This is a genomic window from Winslowiella toletana, assembly GCF_017875465.1.
GTDB classification, from domain to species: Bacteria; Pseudomonadota; Gammaproteobacteria; order Enterobacterales; family Enterobacteriaceae; genus Erwinia; species Erwinia toletana.
Genome location: NZ_JAGGMQ010000002.1, coordinates 20029 through 40398, shown reverse-complemented (window position 1 = coordinate 40398; position 20370 = coordinate 20029). Strand labels below are relative to the sequence as shown.

Sequence of the window (20370 nt, the reverse complement as noted above, 5' to 3'; positions counted from 1 at the left end):
CGCTGCTGTGCTGCGACGCGAAAATGATGATAAGTTCGCGTCAGGATGCCCTGGTGAAATTAAATCCCGCTGGCGGGGATCAGGTCTTCAGCGGCGCTGCGCAGGCGGGCTTTCATGTCGCTGTAAGTCTGATGTGCGTAGCTTTCAGCCCAGCGTTGATCGGCGATCGGTTCGACTTTCACTGCGCAGTATTTGGTTTCAGGCGTTTTAGAGATAGGGTCGAGGTTATCCTGCGTCAGTTCATTGCAGGCGCCGATCCACCACTGATAGGTCATGTACACCGCACCGGCATTAATACGTTCGTTGTAGTTGACGCGTGAGATGACTTTGCCACGGCGTGAGGCTACCCAGACCAGTTGCTGGTCACTGATAGTCAGCGCCTGTGCATCGATCGGATTCATCTGCACGAAGCCAGGTTCGTCAGCCAGCGTTTGCAATGCTGCACAGTTGCCGGTCATGGAGCGACAGGAGTAGTGGCCGACTTCGCGTACGGTACACAGCACCAGCGGATAGCTGTCGTCCGGCAATTCAGCCGGCGCGCGCCACGGCGCGGCAAACAGCTGACCTTTACCGGTTGGGGTATCGAAGTGGTTATTGGCATACAGGTAGGGCGTTCCTGCGCTGTCAAGCGTGGTGCATGGCCACTGAACGTGGCCCAGTTCACCCATTTTTTCATAGGTTGCGCCATAGAACAGCGGGCATAAGCTGCGCATTTCATCCCAGATTTGCTGATTATCGCGGTAATGCATCGGATAACCCATCTGCGTCGCCAGCAGGCTGATGATCTCCCAGTCGCGCTTGACGTTACAGGTCGGTTCGATGGCTTTCTCAAAGCGCTGGAAGCCACGGTCGGCACAGGAAAAGACGCCACCATGTTCACCCCAGGATGTCGCAGGTAAAATAACGTCAGCCTGTTCCGCAGTTTTGGTCATGAAAATATCCTGTACCACCACAAAGTCGAGCGCGGCAAAGCCTTTGCGCACCAGCCCTAAATCCGCCTCGGTCTGAAGCGGATCTTCGCCCATGATGTAATAGGCTTTAACCTTGCCTTCGAGCGCCAGATGCGGAATTTCGGTGATGCGGTAACCGATGTCGGTATCCATCAGATTGACGTCAATCCCCCAGGCATCGGCGAATTTCGCCCGCACGTTCGGGTCGGTAACCGACTGATAGCCGGGGAATTCATTCGGCAGCACACCCATGTCGCAGGCACCCTGCACGTTATTTTGCCCGCGCACCGGGCCGACGCCGACGTTGGCCCGGCCGAGGTTGCCTGTCAGCAAGGCCAGCCCCGCCAGGCCTTTTACCACGTCAACGGCCTGGCCAAACTGAGTCACGCCCATGCCCCACATGATGGTGGCTGAAGGCGCTGCGGCGTAGGTGCGCATCGCCTGACGGATTTGCTGTGCGGACACGCCGGTCTGTTCCGCTACCGCTTCCGGGGCGTAATCCGCGACATTTTTACGGTATTCCTCAAAGCCTTCGGTGTATTTCGCTACATAGTCGTGGTCATACAGATCTTCTTCGATCAGCACATGTGCAAAAGCATTGACCAGCGCCATATTACAGCCGTTTTTGATTTGCAGATGCTGATCGGCAATACGGGCGGTTTCAATGCGGCGTGGGTCGCAGACAATGATTTTTGCGCCTTTCTCTTTAGCCTTGATCACCCGGCGTGCGACGATCGGATGGGAATCTGCGCAGTTATAGCCGATCACCAGCAGACATTTTGAATTCTCGATATCGCCGATAGAATTACTCATCGCGCCGTTGCCGAGCGTCGCCTGTAAACCCGCCACGGACGGGCCGTGGCACACCCGGGCGCAGCAGTCGACGTTGTTAGTGCCAATCACCGCTCGGGCAAATTTTTGCATGACATAGTTAGTTTCATTGCCGGTTCCGCGCGAGGAACCGGTGGTCATGATGGCACGCGGACCGTGTTTCTGTTTGATCTCCGTCAGCCGCTGTGCGGTGTAGCGAATGGCTTCATCCCAGCTGACGGCTTCGAACTTTCCGCCTTTCTGACGGCGGATCAGCGGCTGTGTCAGGCGCGGGGTCAGCAGTTTGGTGTCATTGAGAAAATCCCAGCCATAATAGCCTTTCAGACACAGTTCGCCCTGATTGGTAACGCCGTTCGCCGCTTCGGCGCGAATAATTTTTCCGTTATCCACCACCAGATTCAATTTACATCCAGCGCCGCAGTAGGGGCAGACAGTCGTGACTTTTTTCATTGGAAGGTTTCCTTAATCCGGGGTTAAAACAGCAGCGGAGAAGTGTTGTCGAGCGCCGCGCGGCGACGTTTTTCTGCATTCATCTCCTGTAACTGGTTACGATCGATAGCGAACAGGGCGTTGGTCGGGCAGATGGCCAGACAGGCCGGGCCTTCAGTCCGGCCATGGCACAGATCACATTTGTGCGCTTCGGCTTTATCCGAGGTAGCTGCCATCGCGGCGCCGTTCTGGCGGAAAATCGGTTTTGTCACCACTTCCATTGCGCCGTACGGGCAGGCAACCACGCAGGTTTTACACCCGATGCAGCGCTCCTGCAGCACCTGCACATGGTCGGCTGAGCGAAGAATGGCGCCATTGGGGCAGACGTTGGCACAGGGTGCATCTTCACACTGGCGACACATCACCGGGGTACTGAGGTTGACGCCTTTTATCACGTGCAGACGCGGTGCGAATGTCGCGGCGCTGAGCAGCGAGATATCCTGCGAGTCGTTATGCGCCATTACGCAGGCAATTTCACAGGTACGGCAGCCGATGCATTTTTTGGGATCGGCGATGATGAACCGGTTCATGAGTAATTAGTCCCTAAGCCATTGGTTTTAGCTACTGGCTATACATAAAGCGTGCCAGTTCATGTTTTTAATTTTTACTATTAAATTCATTGAGTTAATTTTAAAGGTTGCTCCGCTGACGAAATTTTTCACTGACGTCATATTTGCGTCGTCACCGTATCGACAGTTATGTCGAAAGACTGAAAGGAGCGATCCCAGGACCAGTTTCAAGTCGCGGTAACAGCTGATGCAGGCGGCTGATCGCCTGTTCCACAGCGGTACTCATCGGGTAATAAAACGCGACGACGTCGGGCTGAATACCGACAAAGGTGATCTGCGGGATGTCCTCGCGCAGTTGCTGCATGAGAAAGGTCAGCGGCAGATTGTGGGTAGTCATCATGAACATGTCGGCGATATCTTCCTCGGCAATAATGCGCATTTCGCCAGGCGCCAGCCCCATATCGGTAGCATCAGCAATCACCAAATGTTGTGGATGCAGTTCGCGCAAATAGCCGATGTCGTTTTCAGGTGCCGCGCCGCCGTCCACCACCGTCCAGCCGGGAAGTGGTTTTTCCGCGCACAGTTCGGCCAGACGCGGACCGGCGCCGTCGTCGCCCATCATGCTGTTGCCCACGCACAACAGCGCGTAGCGGGGAAGGTTCTCAGGGTAATCAGGCATCGTACCTCCTGACCATCAGGTACATGGCGGGGTCATTTTCAATTTGCGCCAGCAGGGCGATAAGCTGTTCGCTCCATCCTTGCTGTTGCACCGTCATTTGCGGGCTTGCATCGCGCAACGCCAGTGCCAGCAAATGCGTGTGGCTGCTGTCGATAGTAATCTCGCCAAATCGCTGAACACCCGCCAGTTTGCGGCGGGCTTCGCTGTTTTCAGGCAGACAGTCGATCCAGTGCAGATAGCCATCGAACGGGCATTCGAGGCGCGATTGCAGACAGTCGATCACCCCGAGGTGATGGCCGATAGCCAGGCTGTAATAAATCACTTCCTGCGCTTTCTGCGAGCAGCGTTTCTGGGCGCTTTTTTCATCAACAAACTTGCTGCTCAATGAATAGAAAATCACTTTGTCTTTGTCAGGCGCATGACCATCATAGGACTGATGGCGCGCGTAGCGCTGGTCGTTAACGGAAGTCATCACAGACGCACCTCGCCTTGCAGCACCTGATGATAGATATGCTGCAGATTGCCGATGATTTCGCTCAGGCGCAGGTCGCCCTGTTCAGCCAGATAGGCCGATACACGTTGTTCTACCGGCTGTAATCCGGGGGCAGCGACGATTTTCATAAACTGATCGGCAATCTGGCGGCCATAGCGGTAACCGGCCATGCGGCGCGCTTCGCGATCCAACAGCACGCGTAACGGTTGCGGCAGGTCGGGATGCAATAAAATAGCCGGTTCTGCGGCAGCGTCGTCATGCTGCTGCCCTTTGATTTTTTGATCCAGCAAACCCAGCGCCATTGCAAATCCATAAATGGTCGCCGCCGGTGTCGGCGGGCAGCCGGGGATATATACGTCCACCGGCACGATTTTGTCGGTGCCGCCCCAGACGCAATAAAGGTCGTGGAAAATGCCGCCGCTGTTACCGCATGCGCCGTAAGAAATACAGATTTTCGGATCCGGTGCCGAATCCCAGGCGCGCAAAGCGGGCATACGCATTGCGCGGGTGACCGCACCGGTGAACAGCAAAATGTCAGCGTGGCGCGGCGATGGAACGACTTTGATACCGAAGCGTTCAGCGTCAAACAGGGGTGAAATGGCGGCAAAAATCTCAATCTCACAGCCGTTACAGCCACCGCAGTCCACGCGGTAAACGTAGGCGGAACGGCGGATGCTGTTCAGCAGGGTGGATTTCAGTCTGGCGATACTGTCATCCAGTGTAACAGGCACCGGCAGACCCTTTTCGTCTCGCGGCGCAATCGGGTTATGACTCATCAGCGAACCTCCGTAGTCATATGGCGGCCAATATCAATGCGGTCGCTGGGAGAAAGACCGTGCATTTTTTTGCACGCCGGACAGGTTTCATACTGCACACGACGTTCGCTAATCTGCAGGTCGCTCAGCGCGGCATTTTCCTGTAACAGGCTGAGCGCAAAGTCGATTTCTTTTTGGACGGCGTAAGGTTTGCCGCATTCCCGGCAAGGGCAGACCGGGAAATCCGCGGTCTCAAACAGGTCTTCTTTGCGCCAGACCGCCAGCTCGAACTCCTGCGACAACGTGATCGCTGCCGTAGGGCAGACTTCTTCGCAGCGGGCGCAGAAAATGCAGCGTCCTAAAAACAGCTGCCAGCGGATCGTTTTGGTGTCGTCTGACGTGGTCATGGTCAGCGCGTTAGACGGACAGGCATTAGCACAGGCGCCGCAGGCGATACACTGCTGTGCGGTATAGTGTGGTTTGCCGCGAAAGTTGGGTGCTAAATTCAGCGGTTTGAAGGGGTAGCCCAACGTTGCCGTGCCGGTTTTGAGCACTTTTTTAATCAGTTTCAGCATGATTTGAACGGCTCCTTAAAGCGGCGAATTTTTGCGTTCGATGCCGTAACGTTCGATCTCTTTGTAAGGCACGACGATGGACGTTTTCTTGCGCACATCAACCACCGTCATGCGGTCTGTGCAGGAATAGCAAGGATCGAGACTGCCGATAATCAGCGGGGCGTCGGAAACGGTATTGCCGCGCAGCATGTAGCGCAGCGTCGGCCAGTTGGCGTAGGTCGCCGCACGGCAGCGCCAGCGGAACAGCTTCTGATTGTCGCCGGTCATGCTCCAGTGAATGTCGTCGCCGCGTGGCGCTTCGGCAAAACCGAGCGCGAAACGGTGCGGAATATAGTTAAAGCCTTCCACCGCCAGCGGGCCGCCCGGCAGGCTTTGCAGGCCAGACTCGATCATATTCAGGGAGTTAAAGACTTCGTGAATGCGCACTTTCAGACGGGAATAAACATCGTTACCGGTTTCGCTGAACAGTTCAAACGGCAGTCTGGCGTAACCGGCGTAGGGATGATCCTGTCGCATATCACGACGGTGACCGCTGCCGCGCACCATCGGGCCGACGTTGCTGAAATCGCGCGCCACCTGAGGATCCAGAATGCCGACGCCGATGCTGCGCTGTTCCGTATTTGGCGTGCTGAGCAGAATATCCACCAGCTCGTTCAGGTCGCGACGCATAACGCCCGTCAGCGCAAGGGTGGCAATCATATCGTCTTTTAATATGTCGCGACGGATGCCGCCGATCAGGTTCATCCCGTAGGTTTTGCGCGCACCGGTCAGGATTTCCGCCATTTTCATCGACTGTTCGCGGATGCGGAAAAACTGCATGAAACCGGAATCAAATCCGACAAAGTGACAGGCCAACCCGAGGTTCAGCAGATGGCTGTGCAGACGTTCCACTTCCAGCAAAATGGATCGGATCATCTGGGCGCGTTCCGGCACTAAAATCCCCATGGCGTTTTCGACCGACGAGGTATAAGCCACGCTATGCGTGAAACCGCAAATGCCGCACACGCGGTCAGACAAAAACGTTACTTCGTTATAGCCCATGCGGGTTTCGGCCAGTTTTTCCATGCCGCGATGCACGTAGAACAACCGATAATCGGCGTCGATAATGTCTTCGCCATCAACGAACAGACGAAAGTGGCCCGGTTCGTCAGAAGTGACGTGCAGCGGACCAAGGGGCACGATTTTGCTGCCTTCTTTGGCCTCAGAAATAAACGGATAGGTTTCTTCATCCGTGGTCGGTGCCGGGCGCTGACGGTAATCCATTGCGTCTTTGCGCAGCGAATACAGGTCATCAGGCCAGTCATCCGGCAGCACCAGACGGCGTTCGTCCGGCAATCCGATCGGGCGCAGGCCGTACATATCCCGCACTTCGCGTTCGCCCCAGACGGCTGCCGGCACGCGCGGGGTTACCGACGGAAACTCCTGCGATACCGGATCCACTTCGGCGCGCACGGTAATCCAGCATTTCACGCCTTTTTCCATCGACAGCACGTAATACAGCGCGTAATTACCACACAGCGTGCGTTCATCATTGCCGAACAACACGGAAAGCCAGCCGCCCTGCTGGTAATAAAGCCATTCGACCACTTCCGGCAGCCAGTTCAGCCTGATGGTGACGGTCGCCTGTGTGTCGGTCTGCCATTCGCTGCCCAGAATCGCCGACGGAAACTGTTTTTCCAGCGCGGCCAGATACGCGTTGCCGACCGGGTTTTGATTTAAAGCGCTATTGAACTCACTCATTGCAAAGCCTCTGTCCGCCGCAGCGGAACAAAATGTCAGGTCAGCCAGCGACCAGCCAGGAAACCAGCGCCAGAAACGCCAGACCAAATCCCGCCCAGGTGGTGCGGGAGGTTTTAAGAAAGCGCAGACGCGTGACGCTGTTCTCGATAAGCGCGACCATAAACATGGCGATCAGCAGTTTTAGCAGACAGACCACAACGGCAGTCAGCAACGCCAGCGGTGTCAGGTTTTCCACCAACCCGAACGGGAAGAACAGACCGAGGAACAGCTGCAACACCACCAGCTGTTTCAGGCTGATGCCGATTTTCAGCATCCCTAACGCCGCGCCGGAGTATTCGGTCAGCGGACCTTCCTGTAACTCCTGCTCGGCTTCAGCCATATCAAACGGCAGCTTGCCCATTTCGACATAGGTGGCGAACGCACAAGCCAGACCGGCCAGCGTCAGAGTTAAGGAAGAGGACGGCGGCCAGTGCAGAACGCGGGCGGCAATCGCGCCAAGTGACGTGGAACCGGCGACCAGCGCCGCCACCCACAGACCGAGCAGCAGAATCGGCTCCACCAGAACGCCGAGTACCGCTTCGCGGCTGGAGCCAATGCCGGTGAAAGTGCTGCCGGTATCGAGTCCGGCGATGGCAAACACAAAACGCACCACGGCAAACAGATAAATCACGGTGATCAGGTCACCCGCCGCGCCCATCGGTGATATCAGCGTCACCATTGGCAGGGCGGTGGCGATGACAAGTAAACCGCCAGTCAACAGATACGGCATACTGCGAAACGCCATGCCTGCTGCTGCGGGCGCGACGCTCTGACGCTGAAGCAATTTGGCGATGTCATGGTATTCCTGTAATACACTAGGACCGCGCCGGTTGTGCATTCGCGCACGCATCACGCGGCTGAAACCGGCAAACAAAGGAGCGACAGCCAGCAATGTCAGCGCCTGAACTAGCGCCAGCGGCCACAGCGAACCGGCCAGCAGGGAAGGAAAGTTCATAGTCAGTTCCTCAGGCAAAAGCCACGACCAGTAATACGGCCAGTTCGATGAGCGCCAGACGACGGCAGAACGCCCCCAGCCAGCCACGGTGCAGGGCTGAAACCAGTGACACCGGTGTCGCATGACTGCGCAGACGGTAAAGCGGAGCAAACATCACGCGCAGCGGCTGGGCGAAACCGGTCGCCGTCACTACCATGTCGGCGGAGTGCGCATAACCACAGGCCCAGGCATCGCCCCGTGAACGATTTGGCAGCCGCGCGCCACGCAGAACTGCGGCGATAAGCCATGGCACTAACGGCATTCCCAGCAGCAAAATGGCCACCATCGGGGCAGACACCGCGGACGTCGGCGAAAATGCCACGCCATGCTGAGCAGCCAGCAGAACCGGCGTGTTTAGTACGGCCGCAGCGACAGCAGAGAATTGCGGAATAATCCACGGGGAAGCCACGCCGGAAATCACGCACAACAGCGCCAGTAACATCGTGCTGAACGTCATAGCGGGTGGTGCCGGTGTGGCGTCTGCTGCGCTCTGACTGCGCGGTGTACCGAGGAAAGTCACGCCAAAAACTTTGGCAATACACATCAGCGCCAGCGCGCCGGTCAGTGCCAGACCGACCGCCAGCAGCGGCCCGATCAGGCGGGCGATAAAGACGTGGCTGCTGCTCAGCTGGAACAGGGACTGATACAGCAGCCATTCACTGGCGAAACCGTTTAACGGCGGCAGCGCGGCCATCGACATCAGCGCAATCAGCATCGCACCCGCCGTCCACGGCATAAGACGCGCAATGCCGCCGAGTTTTTCCATATCCTTTATGCCGGTCTGCATTTCAATTTCACCGGCACCGAGAAACAGCGCTGTTTTAAACAGGCCGTGATTGAACAGATGGAACAGACCCGCCAGCAGCGCGAGTGACGCCAGAACCGGCAAATTCAGTGCCACGCCGGTCATTGCGCCACCAACACCGAGCAAAATAATCCCGATATTTTCCAGCGTGTGATAGGCCAGCAGGCGGCGGATATCGTGCTCCATCAGCGCATACAGCCCACCGATAAATGCGGTCAGGACAGCCAGGAGCAATACCATCAGGCCCCACCAGAGTGGCGGTGCGCCCAGCAGATCCAGGCCGACTTTTATGATGCCGATAATGCCGACTTTCATCAGCGCAGAAGAGAGCAGGGCGGCGGCGTGAGCGGGCGCGCTGGAATGCGACTGGGGCACCCAGGCGTGCAGCGGGATAATCCCGGCGTACAGCCCGAAACCGGCCAGCGCCAGCAGGAAGGCCGCCGATTTAATGCCCGACGTTAACGCCGCATGGCGCAGCACCTCAAAATTGACGCTGCCGCTGGCGTGATGCAGCAGGGCGAAGGCCAGAATCAGACACAGTGTACCGAGGCGGCCGGATAAAAACTGATTCAGACCGGCACGGCGGCTTTTCTCATCGTCAGCCTGAACAATCATGAAATAGGCGCACAGGGCAGCCATTTCCATCATCAGGATCATGGCGGGCGCATCGGTGGCGATCGTGGCGGCAGCCAGCGCAGCCAGCATCAGGTTGCACAACAAACCGCTACGCGCACACGACCGCCGATCGGCCTTCTCCAGCCAGGCGCAGGCATACAGGCTACTGCACAAAGCCGTAATTGACATGGTCAGCAACAGCAGCGCATTCAGCGGATTAAAGCTGGCGCGATAAGGCAACAGTGGCAACGTCATCGTCATCGGTGTGTCAGCGTTCAGCATCTGAAGCGCGGCAACCAACAGCGCAGTGGAGGCCACCATACCGCCGACACCGGAAATCAGGCTGCTGATTTTTGCTGCACCGGCCAGTAACCCACCAACAGTCCCGCTACAGACCCACACCAGCAGCGCCAGCGTAATCAGGAAGGCTGGCTGCAAGGCGAACAGTGCCGTCATGATCTGACCTCCGTGTCAGGTGCACCCAGGGACATCATTCCGCCCGGTGAGATGTTCATGGCATTGAGGCGTTTTTGCTGACTGGTGTGTTCAGCCACGCTGGCAGTGACCAGCATGATGGCCTGGGTCGGGCAGGTTTTAACGCAGGCCGGACCTTCCGGGCTGAAGCTGCATAAATCGCATTTCACCGCGACCGCACGCACGCCCGGAATGCAGTCGATCAATGGACTGATGGCGCGCGGCGGCAGCGGTGCCGGCAGCGCTTTTGCGCTATTGCAGTGGGCGGGGATAGCCAGCGGCGTGCTGCCGGAAAAGGTAATCGCCCCGAACGGACAGGCGATACCGCACAGCTTGCAGCTCACACACAGACTCTCATTAAGATGGATGGCGTTGTTTTCGCGGGTGATGGCGTTCACCGGACAAACCTGCGCGCACGGCGCGTCTTCACACTGATGACACATCACTGGCACTGAATCCAGGCGGTTACGCATGACCTGCAAACGCGGTGCAGATTGTAAACCGTGACGCAGATGCTCCTGAGAACAGATAGCCATACAGGTATTACAGCCGATACAACGTTTCGGGTCGGCTATCACATATTGATTCATGGCTGTATTAGTGCGCATGAACTCTCCTCGGGCTATTCGTCAAATATGACGAAGTCGTCACGTAAATTGATATTTCGACATTTATGTCGGAATTAATCCGCACCTCAGCGGAAATAAAAACGATGCGGACTGATCGGTAAATAAGCGGGATCATTGGCGGGTAAGTAATTTTTCCAGCGCAGGGTAAACCGGCTGATTGGTTTCCAGTGAATGAAACAGGCAGTCATAAATAGACGATATTTTATTGAGGTAATGCTCCAGCACCGCACGCTTATCTTTTATATCTACCGTACTGTCTACCCATCCCTGCTCGTTCAGGGTGGCGTGGGAAAACGTGCGGAAATCAGGCTGTTCATCACCGTGCGCCATGTTCAGACTGTAAACGAGTTCCTGACTGTAAAAATCGTCGCTGAGATGAATGCTGATGATGAAATGGTTAAACAACGTGAAGCGGAGATCCTGCTCTTCACCGTAGATGAATGCATGATTTATCTGGACATTTAGCTGGGTTATCGCCTGTGTCAGGCTGTTCTGATAGGTTCGCCAGTGTGATTTAAGATGACTGTTCTTGCTGGCAATATAATCCGCTTTGCTGGTCAGTTCGCTCAGTGTACTCATAGTTATTACCCGTTAAAAAGTGTTGCGCAGAGGCTTTGTATTTTTCTGGATGCCGAAGTGACGACGACATACGATGTATAAGACTCTGCTAGCATAAAATGGGCCAGTATCGTTTTGTGTTGACTAACTGAATAACTATTAACAACTTAATCGCATTTTTACGGAAAATTTTTCCGGGCTGAAAAGAAGGCAGATATGTCGATGGCGACTATTTTCGACATTTCTGACGGAGAAGGTTGCGCATATTTAAATCCGGAAGAGTGTGTTTCATCGGCTATTTAATAAAGCTGGCATCAATGTTGCTTGTGGTTTTTACATTCACGTTTAATTTAGCTGCCGCCGGAGAAAGAATATGCATGAAATTACGCTGTGTCTGAATGCGGTCGAAATAATGCAGCAGGTGGGACGGAAAAATAATGCCAGAAGAATTACTGCGGTTTGGATGGAAATAGGGCCGCTTTCCTGTGTGGAACCGGAAGCGGTGCAATTTTGCTTTGCCCTGGTCTGCCGCGAAACGCTCGCTGAGGGCTCTATTCTGCATCTTGAAACACCCGTCGCAACGCACTGGTGTGACGCCTGTCAGCAGATGATCACTTTAATCAGTCCAGGCGTATCGCTGTGTCCGCACTGCGCTGGACGTCAGGTACGGGTCATTGCCGATAGCGGCATGAAAATTAAACGCATCGAAATTGAATAACAGACACTCAATGTGTCCCGGGAGAAGGTTATGTGCAGTATCTGTGGTTGTGCCAGTGGCGACCAGCGAATTGAAGGGACAAGCAGCGGCGATCATCATTTCCACCCTCATTCCTCGGATAATCGCGACAGGTTGCCGTTTGCAGCACGCCGGCTGGTAGATATCGAAATGGACGTGCTGGCGAAGAATAACCATATTGCCGGCCACAACCGTGAACATTTTGCTGCTGCGGGCATTCTGGCACTCAATCTGGTTTCCAGTCCCGGCTCCGGTAAAACCACCTTGCTGACCCGCACCCTGACCCAGCTGGCATCCAGTGTGGAGTGTGCGGTAATTGAAGGAGACCAGCAGACAACCCGCGACGCAGACCGAATCCGCGCGACTGGTGTGGCGGCCATTCAGGTAAATACCGGAAGAGGATGTCATCTGGATGCGCAAATGATTCACGATGCGCTGCATCAGTTGTCGCCCGCTAAAAACAGCCTGCTGTTTATTGAGAATGTCGGCAATCTGGTCTGTCCGGCCAGTTTTGATCTTGGCGAGCGACACAAAATAGCGGTGCTTTCGGTGACCGAAGGCGAAGACAAACCGCTGAAATACCCCGATATGTTTGTCGTCTCCGGGCTAATGATCCTCAATAAAATTGATCTGCTGCCGTACGTCAGCTTTGACGTCGACACCTGTATCGCTTATGCGCGACAGGTCAATCCCCGGATTGAGGTGATTGCCCTGTCAGCCACCACCGGCGCCGGGATGGATCAGTGGCTGGCCTGGCTGGAGCAGCAACGATGTGCATAGGCATTCCCGGACAGATCATTGCGCTGCATGAAAAGCAGGGTGATCACGCGTGGGCCGAGGTCTGCGGTCTGCGCCGTGAAGTCAATATTGCGCTGGTCTGTGAAGATGAACCTGCAGCGCTGGTCGGTTGCTGGGTGTTAATCCATGTCGGGTTCGCCTTAAGCAGACTGGATGAGCGTGAAGCCCGGCAAACCTTGGCCGCACTGCATGCGATGGGCGAAGTGGAAACTGATGTTGCTCTTTTCCTGCGCGGAGGAGAGGAAAGATAATGCGTTTTGTTGATGAGTTCCGGGATCCGCAACTGGCGAAAACGCTGCTTGAACAGTTGCACCAGCGGGCGGGATTACTGCCGTATACCGCCGACAAACCGCTGCAGATTATGGAAGTCTGTGGTGGTCATACCCACGCTATTTTCAAATTCGGTCTGGACAAACTGCTGCCGCCCCAGCTGGAGTTTATCCACGGACCGGGCTGCCCGGTCTGTGTCTTGCCTATGGGGCGCATCGATGCCTGTTGTGAGATTGCCGCACATCCTGAGGTGATTTTTTGTACCTTTGGTGATGCGCTGCGCGTGCCGGGGCAGCACGGATCTCTGGCGCAGGCGCGTGAACGGGGCGCGGATATACGGGTGGTCTATTCACCGCTGGATGGGCTGAGACTGGCACGTGAGAACCCGGCGCGGCAGGTAGTATTTTTTGCCCTCGGCTTTGAAACCACGCAGCCAGTGACTGCCGTGACGCTGCAACAGGCGCGGCGTGAACGGCTGACCAATTTCAGCATCTTCTGTCAGCACATCAGTCTGATGCCCACCCTGCGCAGCCTGCTCTCACAGGATGATGTGCGGATTGATGCCTTTCTGGCTCCCGGCCACGTCAGCATGATTACTGGCGCCGCACCTTATCATTTTATCAATCAGGAATTTGGCAAATCGCTGGTGATCAGCGGCTTTGAACCTCTCGATATGCTGCAAAGCGTGCTGATGCTGGTGAAACAGGTTTGCGAGGCATCGTGTAAAACGGAAAACCAGTACCGCCGCGTCGTGCCAGAGCAGGGTAACCTGCTGGCTCAGAAAGCGATACGAGAGGTGTTTACGCTGGCTGGCAGTAGCGAGTGGCGCGGACTGGGGATGATTGAATGCTCAGGTATTTCTCTGACATCTGCCTATGCGACGTTTGATGCAGAGCATAGGTTCAGCCCGCAGGCGCAGCCGGTAGCGGACGATCCCCGTTCCCGTTGCGGTGAGGTACTGACCGGGCGTTGTAAACCGCATCAATGCCCGCTGTTTGGCACTGGCTGTACGCCGCACAATGCCTTCGGCGCGCTGATGGTCTCCTCTGAAGGGGCGTGTGCGGCATGGTTTCAGTACCGGCATCAGGAGGCGGCCATTGCCAGCCAGCCACAGCATAAACAACAACAGAAGGTCAGTCAGGATGAATGAGGCTAAAGACGTCGTTACCATGGCGCATGGCAGCGGGGGGCGCGCGATGCAGCAGCTTATCGATCAGCTATTTCTCCGCGCCTTCGACAATCGCTGGCTCAATCAACGGGAAGATGGCGCGCAGTTGTCGCTTGCCAGTCTGAGTGCGCAGGGTGACCGGCTGGCGTTTACCACTGACAGCTACGTGATCGATCCGGTTTTTTTCCCCGGCGGTAACATCGGCAAGCTGGCGGTATGTGGAACGGCTAACGATCTGGCGGTCAGCGGTGCTACACCTGGCTGGCTCTCGTGCGGCTTTATTCTGGAAGAGGGCTTTCCCCTGGTTGAGTTACAGAAGATAGTCAGCCTGATGGCGCAGACTGCGCGCGATGCCGGCATGGCGATTGTGACCGGCGATACTAAAGTGGTGCAACGTGGCGCAGCCGATAAAATTTTTATTAATACAGCCGGGATAGGCGTCATCCCGGACGCCGTCAACTGGTCCGCCCGCGCAATAAAAGCGGGAGATAAAGTGATCGTCAGCGGTACGCTCGGCGATCACGGTGCGGCGATCCTTAACCTGCGTGAAAAGCTGGGCATGGATCTGGGCGTGGAGAGTGACTGCGCGGTGCTGGCGCCGATGATTGCGCCGCTGCGATCGCTTGTGGGTATCCATGCTTTACGTGATGCCACCCGCGGTGGCGTGAATGCCATTTTGCATGAGTTCAGTGCGGCCAGTGGATTGGGCATCTGCATCGACGAGCAAGCATTGCCGGTGAAACCCGCGGTGCGTGGCCTTTGTGAACTGCTGGGGCTGGAACCGCTGAACTTCGCCAATGAAGGCAAGGTGGTGGCGGTAGTCGCTGCGCATGCCGAAGAGGCGGTGCTTGCGCTGATGCGCAACCATCCACTGGGGGGAGATGCCACAACCATTGGCGACGTGACGCAGGACCCTCAGGTCTGTCTGCGCGGCACACTGGACGTGACACGGCAGCTCACGTTGCCGCATGCGGAACCCTTACCTCGCATTTGTTGATCTCATCAGGGCGATGACGAAATTGACAGGCGTAAACTTCAACTGCGGTCGGCCGCTCAAATGAGCAAAATTTTCAGGCAACTTTATCCAGAGCTAATGTATGCAGAGTGCAACCATGAGCAGCATAAAACACCAGGGATTACTGGAACTGACGCGCACCTTACTGGTGCAACAGACCATGACGTCACTGCTTGAAACCCTGACGCAGATGATCCAGACCGCCGGTATTGCGGAGAGTGTAACGCTGGTACTGTTCGCCAGTAACAGTGAACGCGTCAGTTTTTACGGTCTCGATTCGCATCATCAGGGGGTCATTTACCAGGATGAAACGTTACTGGCAACCGGCCCGGTGCATGCGCTGCTGCACAATCCTGAAACGCAGGTCTGGCGCAGTGACGCGTTGCATCGTCGCTATCCGCAACTGGCGGCACTGAACCTCTATCCACCCTTTAACCACTATTGTCTGGTCCCTCTACTGGGATCGGAGGGATTACTGGGCGGCTGTGAGTTTACTCGCCTGCCGCCGACGCCGTTCAGTGAAGAGGACAAAAGCGGCCTGTCTGAGCTTTGCACCCTGGCGGCGATTGCGGTCGAACAAATTCAGTTACGTGAAAACGCACTCCACCAGCAATCCCTGCTGCGCCACGAGCGCGATGACTTTCGTATTCTGGTCGATATCACCAATGCTGTGCTGTCAAAATTAGATCTCGACGAGCTGACCGGCGAAATTGCCAAAACCATTCACCATTTCTTTCATATCAATGCCATCAGCATTGTGTTGTGTGATGCCGATAAGGAGAGCGCAGAGGCGAGCGTCTATGCCACGCATTATGTCCAGAGCCATGTTGCCGAACGCGAGCAATCGCGTATAGCGCTGGCAGGCACGCCGGAACAGCAGGTGATGAAAAGCGGTGAAATGCTGCTGACCAGCGAGCATCCGGATGATAAAAAGGAGGGGAGTACCAGTACGCTGTTCCATCTGCTGTGGCGTGAACAGAGTAAAACGCTGTGTGTGTTGCCCCTGCGCTTCGGCCACAAAACGCTGGGGGTATTAAAGCTGGCGCGCTTTCTGCCGGATAACTTTAATTCAACCAACCTGCGGGTATTGCAGCAGATCGCCGAACGTATCGCCATCGCGGTGGATAATGCGCTGGCCTATCAGGAAATCAAAAGTCTGAAAGAAAAGTTACAGCATGAAAATCTCTATCTGACCGAGCAGATTAACAATCATCACGCTGATTTTACTGACATTGTTGGGCGAAGTCCGGGTATGTCTGCCGTGCTGAAACAGGTAGAGATTGTGGCGAAAAGTGACTGCTCGGTACTGATCCTGGGAGAAACCGGAACCGGTAAGGAGCTGATTGCACGCGCAATTCATAATCTTGGCGATCGTCGCGATCGACGGATGGTAAAAATGAACTGTGCAGCGATGCCTGCCGGGCTGATGGAAAGCGACCTGTTTGGTCACGAAAAAGGCGCCTTTACGGGCGCAACGGCGCAAAGAATGGGGCGCTTTGAGCTGGCCGATCAGGGGACCTTATTTCTTGATGAAGTCGGTGAGATCCCACTGGAGCTGCAACCTAAACTGCTGCGTATTTTGCAGGAGCAGGAGTTCGAGCGGGTAGGCGGTAACAAGCTGATTTCTGTCAATGTGCGGATGATCGCCGCCACTAACCGTGACCTGAAACAGATGGTCGCTGATAAAGAATTTCGCAGTGATCTCTATTACCGGCTTAACGTGTTCCCGATTGTGATCCCGCCTCTACGCGAGCGCCCGGAGGATATTCCGCAACTGGTAAAATTCCTCACCGGTAAAATTGCGAAACGGATGAAGCGCACTATCGACAGTATTCCTGCAGAAACGTTGCGTATGCTGAGTCGTATGCCTTGGCCGGGAAATGTGCGTGAACTGGAAAATGTGATTGAGCGGGCAGTGTTGCTGACGCGCGGAACCGTACTGGAGATGCAACCGGACGAATTAAATTATCCATTCCCCCTCGCTGCGGCAAGGGTCGCGGTAAGCGCGCCACCGCTCACATCATTTTCTTCAATGCATGAAGAGGATGAACGCCAGCACATTATTGACGTGCTGAAAGAAACCAATGGTGTCGTTGCCGGACCGCACGGTGCCGCACTCCGACTAGGGCTTAAACGCACCACGCTATTATCCAGAATGAAAAAGCTGGGCATCACCGCGCACTAAGGCGGTCAGACTGTTTTTTTCATTGGATGATAGCCTGTGTCTATGAATAACCTGTTCCGCCTGACCTGCGCCCTGAGTGCCAGCGTCAGCGAATTTTCTCTGTACCGTACCAGCTTGACCTGCCGCGTAAAGGGGCTGGAACGATCTTTAACCGCTCTAGATGGCAAGTGGCCCGTCTCGTCCCTTATATCTGACCCAAGAAAAACCTGACTAAGCAGCCGTATAGCAAAGATCGATGCAGCGAATGATGTCTTCAGCTGACCGGAATAACGGCATTTACTGACTACAGTGGATGTCTGACGCAAAGGAGTGAATGATGGAGCGTGAAGCGATACTGCAGATGCTCAGGGCGCACCCGCACAAATGCATCCGGGCTTTTAACCGCGGGCGGGCTGTTCCGGGTACAGCGAGGGAAAGGTGCTGGTAAGGCACTACGGGGGCCTCATTCCTGACGAAATCGTGCTGAAGCCCGTGATGTTTCTGAAGGTGCAGGGTGACCTGTGTGTGACGGAGCGATGGGGGAATGACTCCCTGGGCGGCTGCACGTGGCGGCTCAGCAGCGCGGCTGCCGTGGCCGCTGAATAAGTCAGTGGCGGATTTGTGCCAGGTCGTCTTCGGTCAGGCCGGTCATTTTCATGACGGTATTACGGTCGATGCCGTTCTGCAGCATGGTGCGGGCAATTTTCAGAGTGGTTTCACGCTCGCCTTCAGTGCGGCCTTTTTCAATGCCGCGCTGTTCGCCGAGCTTAAGGCCTTCTGCCCTGCCCTTCTCAATACCCTTCTCAATACCCTTCTCAATACCCTTCTCAATGCCCTTCTCAATGCCCTTCTGCTCAAGCTGCTGTGCGATGGTCATAAGTGCGTCTCCGTGTTGCGGCACACGCTGAGCCAGTTCGCGTACAAAGGCTTCGGCGTCGGCTGATTCGCCTGCCTGTACAATATAGTGTACCAGCGATATCACCTGTGATGAAGACAGATAGCCGGCCAGCAGAATTGGGGCCAGCCGATCGGTCAGTTCTGCCAGGTCCCGCTGATGGATGTGCTTCTGCAGCAGGGTCAGGGCGGCCATGCTGCGGTGGCCGGCGATTTCATCATCCGGAATGACGGTAACGTCAACCAGCGGGAAAGCCTGGCTGTAGAGCCTGCCTGCCAGTTCCGGGTCGTCAAACTCATCCAGCCACCGGGTGGAGTACGGATACGGGCTGCGTTTGCCCGTATAGAACAGCACGGGTATCACCAGTGGCAACTTTTTATGCCCCGCCTCAAGGTGCCGCTGCATGGCAGCAACGGCATAGCGCACCAGGCGAAAGGCCATGTGTTTGTCGGGCGAGGACTGATGCTCGATGAGCACGTGAACATAACCCTCACCGGCTGTGGTTTTCAGGCTGTAAAGCACGTCGCTGAAATACTGGCGCAAATCATCCTCAACGAACGAGCCGGATTCCAGCTTCAGTGTGCTGAGATCGCAGATGTCGCGCAGCTCTGCGGGAAGTGGTGGTCGAAGGCGTTGAGAAAGAAGAGTGTAAGCATACCTGTTTTAGTTCCACACACTTTTTGAGAGTTCCGGTTTTTCAGCCATCAGCCGGTATTCTTCCGGCGTCAGGTTATTCAGGGATTCATGAGGCCGCTCGCTGTTGTATTCCGTCAGCCAGCGCTCTGTGATTTCCCGTGCTTCATTCAGCGTTCTGAACAGATAAAAATCCAGGATTTCTGTCCGGTACGTCCGGTTAAAGCGTTCGATAAAGGCATTCTGTGTCGGTTTGCCTGGCCTGATAAATTCCAGCATCACGCCATGGTCCTCAGCCCATTGTGCCAGAGCCAGTGATATCAGCTCCGGGCCGTTATCCATCCGCATCTTCAGCGGATATCCACGGTTTGCCACTATCCTGTCCAGCACCCGCACAACCCGCTGCGCCGGGATATTCAGGTCAATTTCTATGGCCAGAGCCTCACGGTTAAAATCATCCACGACGTTGAAAGTCCGAAAACGTCGCCCACATGTCAGCGCGTCGTGCATAAAATCAATCGACCAGCTCTGGTTGAGTGCTTCCGGCGTTGCCAGAGGAGCCGGATTGCGCACCGGAAGACGTTGTTTCCCCTTGCGGCGAAAATTGAGTTTCAGCAGGCAGTAAATCCGGTGAACACGCTTATGATTCCAGGCGTTACCCTGCCTGCGAAGTACCTGAAAAAGCTTCTTAAATCCGTATCGCGGATAGCGTTCTGCCAGTTCAGTCAGCGCCAGGATCACCGGTTCATCACGCCGGGTATCGGGCTGATAAAAATACACCGTCCTGCTCAGCGATACTGTCCTGCATGCCTGGCGGATGCTCATGGAAAATTGTGCAGTCAGATAGCTGACAAGCTCCCGCTTTATCGCTGGTTTTAGAGCTTTTTTTCGATAACGTCCTTCAGCGCCCGGCATTCCAGACTCAGGTCGGCGAACATCTGCTTCAGGCGACGATTCTCGTCTTCAAGATCTTTCATCTTTTTGATATCTGAAGCCTCCATTCCGCCGTACTTTGCTTTCCAGTTGTAATAGCTGGCTTCGGATATTGCCGCTTCGCGGCAGACGTCCTTAACGGTACGTCCGGCTTCGACAGACTTCAGAACGGCAATGATCTGGTGTTCGGTGAATCGGGCTTTACGCATGGCGATCTCCTCAGAGGACATAATCAGTATGTCGGAAGATCTCTAAAAGTGAATGGACCGTTTTATCGGGATACTTACAAGAGCAGGCGGAATGGCTCAGAGCATCCGGTTGCGGACTGCTGCAGGGCTTTCTATTTGGCCGTCCGGGGCCACACAGAAAGCAAAATCAGCCCATCTGACTGGCCTCTGATACATGCAGGTTTTACCGGCAATATACTGTCCGGATGAGGCAGGCCGCCGGGTCATAAGCACAATGACCGACGGGATGTTATGTTTAAAACAGGTGAAACGTAACGCGTTCTATTTGCTCAAAGTGGACCCTGCGGCATGGATTTCAATGTCCGCTCTGTGCCAAAATCGGACCTTGCTAACATCGGGATGTACTAATCTGCGGGGAGCAGGCCACAGTGTATC

General features: G+C 55.4%; 18 protein-coding genes and 1 pseudogene. 6 read left to right on the top strand and 13 right to left on the bottom strand.

All coding sequences use genetic code 11. The features are described 5' to 3' along the window. Nucleotides 1-59: 59 nt before the first annotated feature. From fdhF to J2125_RS24330, 11 genes are all read right to left on the bottom strand, one after another. The gene (fdhF, locus tag J2125_RS24380) at nucleotides 60-2231 is read right to left on the bottom strand and encodes a formate dehydrogenase subunit alpha (RefSeq protein ID WP_017802626.1); all 2172 of its coding nucleotides are present in this window, start codon (nucleotides 2229-2231) and stop codon (nucleotides 60-62) included. A 23-nt stretch (nucleotides 2232-2254) separates the two neighbouring features. Beyond that, a complete protein-coding gene (gene hydN / locus J2125_RS24375; protein WP_017802627.1) occupies nucleotides 2255-2800 on the bottom strand; it encodes an electron transport protein HydN in 546 nt (181 codons plus the stop codon). A gap of 166 nt (nucleotides 2801-2966) precedes the next feature. Further along, nucleotides 2967-3458 carry a hydrogenase maturation peptidase HycI gene (gene hycI, locus J2125_RS24370; RefSeq protein ID WP_017802628.1) on the bottom strand — a complete coding sequence of 164 codons (492 nt, stop codon included), beginning with the start codon at nucleotides 3456-3458 and terminating at the stop codon, nucleotides 2967-2969. Continuing rightward, on the bottom strand, nucleotides 3451-3930 hold the full coding sequence (locus tag J2125_RS24365; protein ID WP_017802629.1) for a formate hydrogenlyase maturation HycH family protein: 480 nt from the start codon (nucleotides 3928-3930) through the stop codon (nucleotides 3451-3453). Before J2125_RS24365 ends, hycI begins: the two co-directional genes overlap by 8 nt. Continuing rightward, nucleotides 3930-4727, bottom strand: a complete 798-nt coding sequence (locus J2125_RS24360; RefSeq protein WP_017802630.1) for an NADH-quinone oxidoreductase subunit B family protein — start codon at nucleotides 4725-4727, stop codon at nucleotides 3930-3932. The genes J2125_RS24365 and J2125_RS24360 overlap by 1 nt, the downstream gene beginning before the upstream one ends. Beyond that, nucleotides 4727-5281 (bottom strand): formate hydrogenlyase complex iron-sulfur subunit, encoded by a 555-nt coding sequence (locus J2125_RS24355; RefSeq protein ID WP_017802631.1) that lies wholly within the window; start codon nucleotides 5279-5281, stop codon nucleotides 4727-4729. The genes J2125_RS24360 and J2125_RS24355 overlap by 1 nt, the downstream gene beginning before the upstream one ends. A 15-nt stretch (nucleotides 5282-5296) precedes the next feature. Continuing rightward, complete coding sequence (locus J2125_RS24350) at nucleotides 5297-7021, bottom strand: hydrogenase large subunit (RefSeq protein WP_017802632.1); 1725 nt, start codon at nucleotides 7019-7021, stop codon at nucleotides 5297-5299. A gap of 40 nt (nucleotides 7022-7061) precedes the next feature. Beyond that, entirely contained in the window at nucleotides 7062-8015 is a 954-nt protein-coding gene (locus J2125_RS24345; RefSeq protein ID WP_209499565.1) for a respiratory chain complex I subunit 1 family protein, read from the bottom strand. 10 nt (nucleotides 8016-8025) lie between these two features. Continuing rightward, complete coding sequence (locus J2125_RS24340) at nucleotides 8026-9930, bottom strand: proton-conducting transporter transmembrane domain-containing protein (protein WP_017802634.1); 1905 nt, start codon at nucleotides 9928-9930, stop codon at nucleotides 8026-8028. Continuing rightward, nucleotides 9927-10538 carry a 4Fe-4S dicluster domain-containing protein gene (locus J2125_RS24335; protein WP_209499595.1) on the bottom strand — a complete coding sequence of 204 codons (612 nt, stop codon included), beginning with the start codon at nucleotides 10536-10538 and terminating at the stop codon, nucleotides 9927-9929. Before J2125_RS24335 ends, J2125_RS24340 begins: the two co-directional genes overlap by 4 nt. Before the next feature lie 150 nt (nucleotides 10539-10688). Further along, entirely contained in the window at nucleotides 10689-11156 is a 468-nt protein-coding gene (locus J2125_RS24330) for a hypothetical protein (RefSeq protein ID WP_017802636.1), read from the bottom strand. Between the two features lie 352 nt (nucleotides 11157-11508). Between J2125_RS24330 and hypA the strand changes: the two genes are divergently transcribed. The 6 genes from hypA to flhA all read left to right on the top strand — a co-directional run bounded on the left by hypA (nucleotide 11509) and on the right by flhA (nucleotide 17307). After that, nucleotides 11509-11853: a hydrogenase maturation nickel metallochaperone HypA gene (gene hypA / locus J2125_RS24325; RefSeq protein ID WP_017802637.1), complete on the top strand. Its 345-nt coding sequence runs from the start codon at nucleotides 11509-11511 to the stop codon at nucleotides 11851-11853. A 30-nt stretch (nucleotides 11854-11883) separates the two neighbouring features. Further along, a complete protein-coding gene (gene hypB / locus J2125_RS24320) occupies nucleotides 11884-12651 on the top strand; it encodes a hydrogenase nickel incorporation protein HypB (RefSeq protein ID WP_072016909.1) in 768 nt (255 codons plus the stop codon). Next, nucleotides 12642-12920 carry a HypC/HybG/HupF family hydrogenase formation chaperone gene (gene hypC, locus J2125_RS24315; RefSeq protein ID WP_017802639.1) on the top strand — a complete coding sequence of 93 codons (279 nt, stop codon included), beginning with the start codon at nucleotides 12642-12644 and terminating at the stop codon, nucleotides 12918-12920. The genes hypB and hypC overlap by 10 nt, the downstream gene beginning before the upstream one ends. Beyond that, nucleotides 12920-14089 carry a hydrogenase formation protein HypD gene (gene hypD, locus J2125_RS24310; protein ID WP_017802640.1) on the top strand — a complete coding sequence of 390 codons (1170 nt, stop codon included), beginning with the start codon at nucleotides 12920-12922 and terminating at the stop codon, nucleotides 14087-14089. The genes hypC and hypD overlap by 1 nt, the downstream gene beginning before the upstream one ends. Further along, on the top strand, nucleotides 14082-15104 hold the full coding sequence (hypE, locus tag J2125_RS24305) for a hydrogenase expression/formation protein HypE (RefSeq protein WP_017802641.1): 1023 nt from the start codon (nucleotides 14082-14084) through the stop codon (nucleotides 15102-15104). The genes hypD and hypE overlap by 8 nt, the downstream gene beginning before the upstream one ends. A 115-nt stretch (nucleotides 15105-15219) precedes the next feature. After that, entirely contained in the window at nucleotides 15220-17307 is a 2088-nt protein-coding gene (gene flhA, locus J2125_RS24300; RefSeq protein WP_017802642.1) for a formate hydrogenlyase transcriptional activator FlhA, read from the top strand. Between the two features lie 586 nt (nucleotides 17308-17893). Here the strand turns inward: flhA and J2125_RS24295 are convergent. Continuing rightward, a pseudogene (locus tag J2125_RS24295) lies at nucleotides 17894-18799 on the bottom strand (Rpn family recombination-promoting nuclease/putative transposase); the annotation flags it as partial. Between the two features lie 45 nt (nucleotides 18800-18844). Beyond that, nucleotides 18845-19956, bottom strand: a protein-coding gene (locus tag J2125_RS24290) for an IS3 family transposase (RefSeq protein ID WP_209499454.1) whose coding sequence is annotated in 2 segments (ribosomal slippage) — nucleotides 18845-19695 and nucleotides 19695-19956 — 1113 coding nt in all. Because the reading frame shifts where the segments join, the coding sequence is not laid out codon by codon here. Nucleotides 19957-20370: the final 414 nt, after the last annotated feature.

Coding starts and splice junctions, on each gene's coding strand:
- fdhF (WP_017802626.1), bottom strand. CDS start 2,231: ATGAAAAAAGTCACGACTGTCTGCCCCTACTGCGGCGCTGGATGTAAA.
- hydN (WP_017802627.1), bottom strand. CDS start 2,800: ATGAACCGGTTCATCATCGCCGATCCCAAAAAATGCATCGGCTGCCGT.
- hycI (WP_017802628.1), bottom strand. CDS start 3,458: ATGCCTGATTACCCTGAGAACCTTCCCCGCTACGCGCTGTTGTGCGTG.
- J2125_RS24365 (WP_017802629.1), bottom strand. CDS start 3,930: ATGACTTCCGTTAACGACCAGCGCTACGCGCGCCATCAGTCCTATGAT.
- J2125_RS24360 (WP_017802630.1), bottom strand. CDS start 4,727: ATGAGTCATAACCCGATTGCGCCGCGAGACGAAAAGGGTCTGCCGGTG.
- J2125_RS24355 (WP_017802631.1), bottom strand. CDS start 5,281: ATGCTGAAACTGATTAAAAAAGTGCTCAAAACCGGCACGGCAACGTTG.
- J2125_RS24350 (WP_017802632.1), bottom strand. CDS start 7,021: ATGAGTGAGTTCAATAGCGCTTTAAATCAAAACCCGGTCGGCAACGCG.
- J2125_RS24345 (WP_209499565.1), bottom strand. CDS start 8,015: ATGAACTTTCCTTCCCTGCTGGCCGGTTCGCTGTGGCCGCTGGCGCTA.
- J2125_RS24340 (WP_017802634.1), bottom strand. CDS start 9,930: ATGACGGCACTGTTCGCCTTGCAGCCAGCCTTCCTGATTACGCTGGCG.
- J2125_RS24335 (WP_209499595.1), bottom strand. CDS start 10,538: ATGAATCAATATGTGATAGCCGACCCGAAACGTTGTATCGGCTGTAAT.
- J2125_RS24330 (WP_017802636.1), bottom strand. CDS start 11,156: ATGAGTACACTGAGCGAACTGACCAGCAAAGCGGATTATATTGCCAGC.
- hypA (WP_017802637.1), top strand. CDS start 11,509: ATGCATGAAATTACGCTGTGTCTGAATGCGGTCGAAATAATGCAGCAG.
- hypB (WP_072016909.1), top strand. CDS start 11,884: ATGTGCAGTATCTGTGGTTGTGCCAGTGGCGACCAGCGAATTGAAGGG.
- hypC (WP_017802639.1), top strand. CDS start 12,642: ATGTGCATAGGCATTCCCGGACAGATCATTGCGCTGCATGAAAAGCAG.
- hypD (WP_017802640.1), top strand. CDS start 12,920: ATGCGTTTTGTTGATGAGTTCCGGGATCCGCAACTGGCGAAAACGCTG.
- hypE (WP_017802641.1), top strand. CDS start 14,082: ATGAATGAGGCTAAAGACGTCGTTACCATGGCGCATGGCAGCGGGGGG.
- flhA (WP_017802642.1), top strand. CDS start 15,220: ATGAGCAGCATAAAACACCAGGGATTACTGGAACTGACGCGCACCTTA.